A 10208-nucleotide genomic window follows, 5' to 3' on the forward strand; every position below is an offset into this window, starting at 1 on the left:
CTACATTCTCTGGAACTAAAGCTTCTTTGTCTTCTTTTATCGGGATTCTTAATAGTGATAATAAAATATAAACTCCCATCAAAATAACCATTGCCCCGATTATCAAAGATACACTTGATATGTCTGCCATAATCTTCTATAATAATTGTTTTTTAAAAAAGTATTGATAGAAAAAAATAAAATAAATTTAAGGAACTACAAAGTCTATTGTTATTGTGTCAAAAACTCCATTTGGAGAGTACGCTATTATTGTCACTTTATAAGTGCCTGATGGAACGTTTGGGCCTACTGTGAATGTAGCAGAATATGTCCCTATGTTGTGTGCCGTTATCTTTTGAGAATCTGGTAAAACTGTGGCTGTTACCCCATCTGGTAAACCATCAAATCTTACTCTCGAATCATTCTGGGTGAAGAAGCCTCTATTCTCAACTTGGATCATAGCTTGCTGGACTCCGGGAGAGATTGTAAGAGATGATAGAACCTTACCATCTTGTATTACGGTGGGACCTCCCGCTATTGAAAGCTGTTCAATATCGACCTTTGGGTAGAGGATTGAAGAAGGTAGCTGTGGCTTTTCCTTGCAATCATAACAGCATTTCTGCTCTAAGGTAAATGTCATGTAACCGTCGCCTTCAATTGTGATTGTCCTTGGGATTCCTTGATTTACATATACAATTCCCGGCACTTCTTCGAAAGGCTTTTCCCCATTATACCATACTATCCACCACATGCATCCTGGATAAATACTTGGGTAATTTTTACAGTCAGGATTAAACTCGTAAATTTTGCCATTTATAGACACTGGACCTTCAATACTTTCCACATCCAATATAACAATTTCATTTGTACTGCACGCATAATTGGGCGGCACTTCATAGCCATTGCACGGAACTGAACATCCTATGGCTGGAGTGTCCCCACAGCCCCTAACATCATAGCAGCAAGATTTTAACTTTGTTACAGTTTCCTGCGCTAATGGAACTGGTTGGGCAGGCGTGCAAGGTGGCGGATTTTGGAAGAAAGTTCGAGAATTTGTGCATATCGGAACATTCAAAGTTAAACTTGGTACAGTATGTCCATTCCCGTTGACAGAAAAAAGGCCATTTTCCCCAAAATTATATCGAGTGAGGCTTTCATATCCATCGTAGATATAGCAATTATTATCTTCTGTCTGTAAGGTACTTTCCAAAGATTCTAATCCATTGTAACAAACTAGGTCTCTTGCATAGCAACCTTTAACTTCATTATTGTAGATTTCCATCCAGTAAGGGCTATACCAAGAAGTAAACAGTTGACACCACTGGAACCCTTCTAGAACACAACAAGGGGTAAGGCAGCTAGCGCATTGCACTGGAACATTATTGCAAATATATGGGGGATATCCATTACATTGACAATAGTCATGGCACCAACACATGCCTTCAACATTTCTGCACATACATTTTTCGGATACGCATGATTGGCATTGAGAAGGTAAAGTATTATAACAAGGGTAGTTTTCTTTTTGAGCTAGGGATACTGAAATAGCTGAAAATAACAAAACTGTAATTGATAGCACAACGAATAATCTCTTCATTGAATCACTATCCAATATTTGACTAATAAATAGTCATTCATAACTACTACTGTTCCTATTTATGTTTTTCGGTATAGAAAAGTTATATTAACAGTTGAGTATATCTAATTTAGTGATTTTATGGAAATCTATAAGGAATACTTCGTAAAGCATTCAATTGAGATTAAAGCGCCACCAGAGGAAATATGGAAATTTTTCTACAATATTGAACAGAACTATAGTTCTTGGCATCCTGAAGACCATATTTTGTTCAAATGGACGAAGGGAAATCCTCTAGAAGTCGGTTCAACTTTCTATTCAGAACAAAAAATGAGTGGTGAAGTTGCAAAACTCAAAGGTAGTTGCACTGAAATTATTCTTAACAGGAAAATTGTATTGAAGTTTGACTTTCCAACATCTTTTATGTGTCCAAAGATTGAATGGCTAATCGAGCCCAAGGGAAAAAGTTCAGTCTTTACTGCATTGACATATTATAAATTTGGTAGATTATTCCTTAAATTCAGCAAAGATAAAGTTGAGTATATTCTTCAAACGTCAAATGAGCACATGCAAGAAGAAGGGAAAAATATTAAAAAGATTTTAGAAGAAAAATCATAGAATATTAATTTATACTAATTTCGTCTAAAGTAAAGCTCTGTAAGAGACCCAAAAGGAAGTGATAGAAACCAGATGAGAATTGAAATATAAGAACTAATATAAGAAAATGGAACTGCTAAAAGGAACATCAAAGGGGAAACAAAAAGTCTCACAGTTACATGATCTATAAATTTTTTACTTAATGATTTATCTATCAATCTATACTTTTTTGAAGCATGTAACCATATAAAATTAGGGATGATGCCTGTAATAAATATGCATAAAGAATACAATACAATGACCAATTGTTCAGTAGGATAGCGTCCTAAAAGTGAATTTGGAAATGGTAGTATGGCTATAAACATCAAAAAAAGTAAATTTAAATACATTACAGTGGAGTCACTTTTTTTAATTAGCCCCATAATTCTGTGGTATTTTATCCAGAAGTTAGAAATTATCCAAAAACTTAATCCAAATCCCACAATGTTCGGGATTAATTCAATTATTTTTGATTTTAATTGTAAAGATATTAATTCGTTTGGAATGCCAGATATTCTTATATCCAGTGCTAGAAGAGTAATTGCTATTGCAAATACGGCGTCACTAAAGAAAGTTAATCTTTCCTTCGTTATTCCACTTAGGTTCCACTTTGCCATTCCCAATTTATATTTAGATTTAGTATCTGCCATTTTATCTTAATTGAGATAAATTATTACTAAATTATAAAACTATCTTTTACCAGATATTAAAAAATAATTTATTCTATTCCAAAAGCTGCATATATTGTACTTATTATTGCGGCAATTGTGCCTGCAAGCGAATACTTTCTATAAGATACGAGTTCATCAGATGTTGAGGGGCATGCCAACGATTCAATTACAAGACCGATATAATGTCCAAATGCAAGACCTATAACGATAAAGACAAAATGATTAAAAAGGATGCTAACTCCAATTCCAATTAGAATACCAAAAATAATCCCTAGCAACATGCCTTCTCCTTTTTTAAGCCTTGATGTGGGCCTTAAATAATTTTTATTTTTAATTGCAGTATGTCCTACTTTAGCTATAACAATGATAGAGAATATGGTATAAATAATATTCATGTTTTTCCCTTATTATATATGGAAGTTTAAACTTATATCACTTTCTGACATTATTTAAAGATCAGGAACTACAGATTTTTGATAATCTTCATTTTTAAGAAGCTAATACATTACTCAGAATTAAATTATTTTAGGTATTGATTTATTTTCTATTAAAAAATACCCAACTAGTCCCCCATTTTTCTAGTTGGGTTGGTGGAGGTTAAAAAGAAAATATCTACTAAGTTAATGGGGGAAACTTCTTTCCATACCAATAAGTATGGAGGAGGTAGTAAGCTAAGAAAGCTATGATGATACCTATGAACCAAGTGTACATCCCAAGTCCAGGAACAATAAGCTGTGAACCTACTGCAAGGACTATTCCAAGATAAAGTGATAGTGCACCGCACATATTGATTCCTTTTTTATCTGCAATGTCAAGGTATATAGCACCTAAAATTCCAAGGACCATGACCCCGGTAGACAGCCATGACGGCCAACCTGATCCTAATATCAATCCTTTAGTTGCATAGAATATAATAAGTGCAGCCATCACCAAAAGGGCTATTATTGCACCGTAGTCTGTTTTTCCTCTAAAGTCATAGTATCCTTTTCTAGAATAAAGGTCATCTAATTTGATACGTTGTTTTTGCACAATCCAAAAGTCTGCAATTAGAACACCTGCTACAGGGCCTAAAAATGCTCCGTATCCTAGTAACCATGTCCATATGTATGCATTAGGATCTGCAAGAAATCTCCAAGGTTGCATAATTATCCCTATGAGCCCTACAAGTATTGTTGTTCTCTCCCAGTTTAGATATTTTGGAATTGGATGCATAAAGTCATTTATAGGCGCAACCATATTTGCAGTTACATTTGTAGTTAAAGTTGCTAGAATAATAAATACTAGCCCAACGAAAATAAAGAAAGCATTTTCGGTCTTAATCATCAAAGCCACAGGATCCCAAATAGCTTCACCGTATATCAAAACAGTTGCTGATGTTACTGCAAGGCCAATAAACGAATATGCAGTCATAGTTGTTGGAAGTCCTAATGTCTGCCCTATATACTGCACCTTTTGAGTTTTGGCAAACCTTGTGAGGTCTGAGATGTTAATCGCTATAGGTGCCCAGTAAGCTACCATTGCAGTGAGAAATGCTGGCCATACTGCCCATGAAGCAGTTGTAGGTTGCCCAAGTATTGGTCCCCAAGACCCTCCTGCTTCAGTGAATGCCCACCAAAGTAGCCCTATCCCAATTAGCAATAAAATTGGGGCAGATATATCGTTAAGCCATTTTATTCCTGGAGCAGATTTACCAGGTGGCGAGTAATAGCATATCACGACAGTTATTATCCACGAAATGAAGAAGGAGATGACTAAATGAGCTGGAAGATTGAAAAATCCAACTATTCCAGCGATTCCACCATATCCCTCTGGACTCAATGCAACAAAGATTCCATCTAATGCAAAGGCCATTATCATAGTCTGTATACCAAACCACCCTGCGGCCACGACACCCCTTAAAAGGGCCGGAATATTCGCACCAAAAATTCCAAAGCTGCTTCTCAAAAGAACGGGCATTGGTATACCATATTTTGCTCCCGGGAAGGAATTTAATACTAAGGGTATTAGAATTATTAACTGCCCTAATGCTATAGTCCCGATAGATACCACCCAATTAAATCCTGCGGCAATCATACTAGCGGCCAACATCCACGTTGGAACACATACTGACATCCCTACCCAAATTGCAAAGAATTCGTAGTATCTCCATGTTCTTTTCTCTAATGGAACAGGAGCTAAGTCTTTGTTATAAAGTTGAGAATCAGGCAATGTTTCTGTTAGTTCAAATCTGCCTTCCACCTCTCTAACAATTTCTTTCTTGATCATTTTTCACCTCATTTAATCTTTTAAAAACTCTTCAATTTCTTTAACAATGGCCCCTTTGTCAAAATTAGGCATATCAAAGCCGGCACCAATTTCTTTTAATTTAGGAACGCCCCGCTCCTTTATGCCTTCTTGAATCATTTTGATGAATATTCCAGATTCTTTTACTTGGGGATACTCAAGATTGTCTATCTCTGGTTTTCCCCCCCATCTGGGATCTGAACCACTTGACCTTACTCCGCATGAAGGGCTTCCGTCTAGTCCTATAAGGACTATTTTACATCCATCTTTGTATAGCTCCTCTATCTGATCCAAAACCGGCTCTATCGCCGCTCTTGCTACTTTTCTGTACATTGCATTGTCATACTGTTCTCTAACATACCACCATCGTCTCATGCCTGCATAAACAGTCTCTGGGCATGGAAGCTGTAGTATGCCATAGTTGTACTTATGTAAAGAATCTACCAGCTCCTTTATCATGTCTGGAAAGAATGCAAATCCATTTACTTTTGCATTTTGATTAAGGAGGCAGTGGGCCACGACTGCCACCTTTCTCGATCTTTGATCCTTTTCTAACATAGCACCAATACAATATTGGCTTTACAAATAGATATTTTTTGTGAAAAGAATATGTAAAAATATGTAAAATTATCCTAAGAAAAGATCTCTGCCCTTGTGTGTCAGCTCGACAACTTTATTTCTCCCGCTGATAGAGATATTCAAATAATTTGTTTCAATGAGTTTATCGATTCTTTTTTTAATCGTGGGCCTAGTTATATTAAATTCAATTCCAATATCGGAGAATGAGGGTTTATATCCGGATTTGTTTTTAGTATATACATATCTTAGTATCTCTAAAAGATCTTCAGACAATGTTTTTCCATATCTGAGCTCAATTTCTTTAGTGTCCTTCTCTAGGAACTTCAGCTCTTTTTCGCTTAACAGTTGGGGATCAATTGGAACTAGGATAATCAAATCATTAAGATAAGCTAAATCCCTTATATTCTGGAAAAAATTCAAAGTTTCTTTAAAAGAATATTTTGTTATAAGATAGTCTATTCTATCGAGTAGGATAACTGTTTTTCTAGTTAAATTTCCAATATATTTTTCTATTTTTCTTAGATTGGACAGTTTTTCATCATGCTCCTCTTCGTGAAGCCAAAGGTATTTGTAATTTCCATTAAAATATTTTTGAAATTCTTTTTCAGTTGTTCTAGATATGATAACACTTTCATAACCTATTTTTTGAATATCTTTAAATGCTTCTAGAGATATTGTAGGGGCAATCTCTCTAACAGTGTATATGTTTCCATCTTCCAATCTGAACTTCATGAGCTGTCTTTTCATCTCATCTTCGGCCTTTTTTCTATCCGTTATGTCTCTTGCAATGCATAAAATATATGACTTTTTGTCAAGTTCTATTATTCTGCTACTAAGTTCAACGGGTATTCTTTTTCCAGATTTGTTGATATGTGTTGTTTCATAAAATAGTGATTTATTCTCATTTATTTTTTGTATTCTTTTTAGTATATAGTTGTGATATTCTTGAGGCTCAATATCATCTACGCTCATACTTCTAAGCTCATCCTTAGTGTAACCCAATCTTTGTGATGCTGTTTCATTAACCTCTAAAAATTTTCCATGAAAGTCATGAATAAATATGGCGTCGTTTGCACTGTCAAATAATGTTCTAAACTTTTTTTCCGCCTCTATTAATAGCTCCTCTGTTTTCTTACGCTCTGTTATATCAACTCCAACAGAAATGTAAAAAATTGTATTTCCACTTTCATCTTTTATAGGGGAGTTTCTCCAGAGAATATATTTTATCGACCCATCTTTGCATAGCCAAGTATTTTCGTGGTCCCAGTATAAATCCTCACCAGATACGATTTTTTCACTGACATTTGTCATGTATTTCTTTATGTCAGGGGGAATAAATTCAAGCCATTTTTTTCCAATAATATCTTCATTCGAATAGCCGAGTATTTTTTTACCATAGGTATTAAAACTAGTTATAGTTGTATCATTGTCCCATGTAAGAATAATTGCATTTGCAGTTTCTATAATACTTTCTAGGAACTCTTTTTTGTGAGATACTATTCCCTCTTTTTTCTTTATGGCCTTATTATCCGAGATCATTTTGCACTCTTTAGATTATGAGAACATATTTAATAAGAGTTACGTTATAAAATTTGTAACATTTTATACTATTTAGAAGAATAAAAAGTTATTTAAATGGCTTGAATATCCTAAAGACATGGCAGTAAAAATCGCTCAAATCATAGGAATTTTAATGGCAGTAGTGGGATTTATCCTTATACTTTCCAGCATAACAGGATATACAATAGAATTTTTGCCTTTGAAAGATGGTATTTTTGCTTTGGGTTTTGTTCTTGTTACAATAGGTCTACTCGTGGCATCTAAATTACCAGAACAATAATAGATTATAAATATTTTTAATCTTTAAAAAAAAATAAATTTTCTATTCTGAAAAGACTAACATTACAATAATTAACAGTATTGCCCATCCTGCCAAGAAAAGTGTTCTCGACTGTCCTGTAAATAAAGGCGTAACAAAAATTAATGAAGCTAAGAAAATCCCTGTTACTACCCATGCTTCTAAGTTTCCAGGTTTCCACCCCAACATACGTCTTTTAAAAATTGGCCTCATAGTTAGCCCAAAATTATTTTATTTATAAGTTTATACTTGGACTACCACCCTAGCAGGTATAGCTTCAAGATTTTCTATATTTAGGGGAAAACAGTAGACTGTAAATACCTCATCTTTAATCAAATCAAGATTAGTAAGATTCTCAATAACATAGATACTCTTATCGACCAAATACCTATCATATTTCCCATGATTTTTACCTTTGCCAAGCCCTAGAGCATCTATACCTACCATATTGACTTTCTTTTTGGAAAGCCATTCTATGACTTCAAATGAAAGTTCTGGGTGATCAAAATACTTTTCTTTACCAACATTCTTACTCCAACATGATCTAAAGAAAACAAAATCATCTTTTTTTACTAATCTTTTGTTAGAGAGATTATCTAGAGTAATTGGATCAGTATTGCAATTTGAGATATCTAAAAGAACTCCTCTACCAATGAATCTATTCACTTCAATTTTATTATTTTTATTAACAATGTCAATATGTGTCCCAACATGAGAAGGGGTATTTATTACGGACGTTTCATATTGTCCTTCCTCTTCATGAAAACACTTAAGCATAGTAATAGAAAATGATGGAGAACCTTTTCGGAATAACATGCCCTCTTGCAATCTTAAAGAAACGTCTATAAGCATTATAACACCATATTATTTTTCTAATACTTTTATTATTGCAGAGAAATCCTCTTCTTCATAACCTGACTCTTTTGCTTTTAAATACATCTGATGATTTAAGGCAGTAAGAGGGAGATACGCACCTATTTCATTAGCTGTTTCCATAATCAAGCTAAGATCTTTTATTCCATTTTTGACTGACCCTTGAACTGGGAATTCATCACAGATATAGTTCGTATGTTTCATCTTGTAAAGATCGTTTGATATCTGACTTGAAAGTACTATTTCAAATAAAGAATTTAAGTCGATGCCCCCTTTTTTTGCAAAATTAATCATTTCACTGAATCCTTCCATCATATGCAATATCAACAAGTTGACTGACAATTTAATCATTGATGCTTTAGGGATTTCGCCACAGTATGTTATCTTATTTCCCATGGTTTCGAAAATTGGATTGTGGATGCTTATGAGATCTTGATCTCCACTCGTTAAGATAATTAATTTTCCATCTTCTGCAGGTTTTTTTGACCCTGAGACAGGTGCGTCGATATATCGTGCATTGTATTTACTTAATTCTTGACTTAATTTAATCGAAAATGAAGGAGAAATAGTGCCCATATTAATTATTGTTTTACCTTTATAGACATTGAGGTCTTTAATATTTTTTATCAAAGTGGACTCAATTATTTCAGGCGTTGTTAACATGAAGATTATCGTATCCGCCCATTCAATCAATTCCTCAACTGAATCTGCAACTAAAGCTCCTTTGTCTTTTAGGTCTAATATTTTTTCTTTTGTCCTGTTGTAACACATAAGTTCGTATCCAGATTTTAAGATATTTGTGGCCATCGGCTTTCCCATGACCCCAATTCTAACAAAGCCTAGTCTCATTCTATCAACCTATGACAATATTAGCTTTTAATGATTTAAATTAATTAGGTATGAATATTAGGAAATATAATTTTATAAAAGATAATATAAATTACATTTTGTGATTACGATGAAAGTCCATATCAAACAAGAAGAGTGTATTCTTTGTGGAAATTGTAGCTCTACATGCCCTGAAGTTTTTATTGTAGACCCTGGTGAAAGTTCTAAAGTTACTAAAGAATATAGGGGTAAAAATGATTCTGAAGGAGAAGTGGGGGAAGATCTATTAGATTGTGTCCAATCAGCTATAGATTCCTGTCCTGTGAGTATTATCACTTTGGAATAAACTATTGTATTTTCGATTTGCTAGCTTTTACCATTGACATTATGTTTACATTTGGAGTAAATGGTGGTGTGCCACATGCGGGTGCTAAAATATCTACCCCGTCTGCAATATCCCTTAGAGATTGGACATAAACTTGCTCCGATGAGCCCTGCATTATCACTGGAATAGTTTCTACACTACCCACCAATGTAATTCTGCCTCCAAGACCCATAACTGCTTCCTTAACGGAGGTGCCAGGTGCTTCAAATGAGAATGCATCAAATCCAGAGTGGGGTATCCTGTCCATGTAACCTCTTGTATCACCACATATATGCAATATTGATGGGACGTCTTTTGTTTCCTTTGTTAATCTCTTGTATCTTGGCTCAAGGAAATGCTGGAAATCTTTTGGATCGAGTAAGTCTCCTGATGCAGTTGGATCAGGCATAGAAAAGCCATCGACTCCACTTGAGTCAACAGAGTTCCTAATGATTTCAATACAAAGATCAGTACAAATATCAAGACAAGCTTCAAATTTCTTTTCTTCTTGTTTTGACCACATTAATATTCTGTCTACGCCCCAAAGGTGACCTGCAATGG

At 34.6% G+C, this 10208-nt stretch carries 13 protein-coding genes; 3 read left to right on the plus strand and 10 right to left on the minus strand.

Annotated elements, in window-relative coordinates; all coding sequences use genetic code 11:
• Nucleotides 1-187: 187 nt before the first annotated feature.
• Nucleotides 188-1576, minus strand: coding sequence for a hypothetical protein (locus HPY60_10340; protein NPV51574.1), 1389 nt, complete (start codon nucleotides 1574-1576; stop codon nucleotides 188-190).
• Nucleotides 1577-1696: 120 nt separating this feature from the next.
• On the opposite strand from HPY60_10340, the gene HPY60_10345 reads away from it, so the two are divergent.
• Nucleotides 1697-2173, plus strand: coding sequence for an SRPBCC family protein (locus tag HPY60_10345; protein ID NPV51575.1), 477 nt, complete (start codon nucleotides 1697-1699; stop codon nucleotides 2171-2173).
• Nucleotides 2174-2187: 14 nt separating this feature from the next.
• Here HPY60_10345 and HPY60_10350 read toward each other — a convergent pair whose 3' ends face one another.
• The 5 genes from HPY60_10350 to HPY60_10370 all read right to left on the minus strand — a co-directional run bounded on the left by HPY60_10350 (nucleotide 2188) and on the right by HPY60_10370 (nucleotide 7263).
• Complete coding sequence (locus HPY60_10350) at nucleotides 2188-2841, minus strand: DUF1211 domain-containing protein (protein NPV51576.1); 654 nt, start codon at nucleotides 2839-2841, stop codon at nucleotides 2188-2190.
• A 68-nt stretch (nucleotides 2842-2909) separates the two neighbouring features.
• Nucleotides 2910-3257 (minus strand): hypothetical protein, encoded by a 348-nt coding sequence (locus HPY60_10355; protein NPV51577.1) that lies wholly within the window; start codon nucleotides 3255-3257, stop codon nucleotides 2910-2912.
• A 220-nt stretch (nucleotides 3258-3477) separates the two neighbouring features.
• Nucleotides 3478-5127, minus strand: a complete 1650-nt coding sequence (locus HPY60_10360; GenBank protein ID NPV51578.1) for an NCS1 family nucleobase:cation symporter-1 — start codon at nucleotides 5125-5127, stop codon at nucleotides 3478-3480.
• Nucleotides 5128-5139: 12 nt separating this feature from the next.
• Nucleotides 5140-5703 (minus strand): hypothetical protein, encoded by a 564-nt coding sequence (locus HPY60_10365; GenBank protein NPV51579.1) that lies wholly within the window; start codon nucleotides 5701-5703, stop codon nucleotides 5140-5142.
• Between the two features lie 69 nt (nucleotides 5704-5772).
• Nucleotides 5773-7263 (minus strand): PAS domain S-box protein, encoded by a 1491-nt coding sequence (locus tag HPY60_10370; protein ID NPV51580.1) that lies wholly within the window; start codon nucleotides 7261-7263, stop codon nucleotides 5773-5775.
• Nucleotides 7264-7381: 118 nt separating this feature from the next.
• Here HPY60_10370 and HPY60_10375 point away from each other — a divergent pair, with 118 nt between their 5' ends.
• Nucleotides 7382-7564 carry a hypothetical protein gene (locus tag HPY60_10375; protein ID NPV51581.1) on the plus strand — a complete coding sequence of 61 codons (183 nt, stop codon included), beginning with the start codon at nucleotides 7382-7384 and terminating at the stop codon, nucleotides 7562-7564.
• Nucleotides 7565-7606: 42 nt separating this feature from the next.
• On the opposite strand, the gene HPY60_10380 is transcribed toward HPY60_10375, so the two are convergent.
• Genes HPY60_10380 through HPY60_10390 form a run of 3 tightly spaced genes read right to left on the minus strand, consistent with a single transcriptional unit; the run spans nucleotide 7607 to nucleotide 9304 of the window.
• Nucleotides 7607-7795 (minus strand): hypothetical protein, encoded by a 189-nt coding sequence (locus HPY60_10380; protein ID NPV51582.1) that lies wholly within the window; start codon nucleotides 7793-7795, stop codon nucleotides 7607-7609.
• Between the two features lie 30 nt (nucleotides 7796-7825).
• On the minus strand, nucleotides 7826-8434 hold the full coding sequence (locus tag HPY60_10385) for a hypothetical protein (protein NPV51583.1): 609 nt from the start codon (nucleotides 8432-8434) through the stop codon (nucleotides 7826-7828).
• A 12-nt stretch (nucleotides 8435-8446) separates the two neighbouring features.
• Nucleotides 8447-9304: an NAD(P)-dependent oxidoreductase gene (locus HPY60_10390; protein ID NPV51584.1), complete on the minus strand. Its 858-nt coding sequence runs from the start codon at nucleotides 9302-9304 to the stop codon at nucleotides 8447-8449.
• Nucleotides 9305-9404: 100 nt separating this feature from the next.
• Here HPY60_10390 and HPY60_10395 point away from each other — a divergent pair, with 100 nt between their 5' ends.
• Entirely contained in the window at nucleotides 9405-9629 is a 225-nt protein-coding gene (locus HPY60_10395) for a ferredoxin (protein ID NPV51585.1), read from the plus strand.
• 1 nt (nucleotide 9630) lies between these two features.
• Here the strand turns inward: HPY60_10395 and HPY60_10400 are convergent.
• The coding region (locus HPY60_10400; protein NPV51586.1) for a hypothetical protein at nucleotides 9631-10208 on the minus strand (578 nt) is incomplete at its 5' end.

The organism is Methanofastidiosum sp. (assembly GCA_013178285.1).
In the GTDB taxonomy this organism is placed as follows: domain Archaea; phylum Methanobacteriota_B; class Thermococci; order Methanofastidiosales; family Methanofastidiosaceae; genus Methanofastidiosum.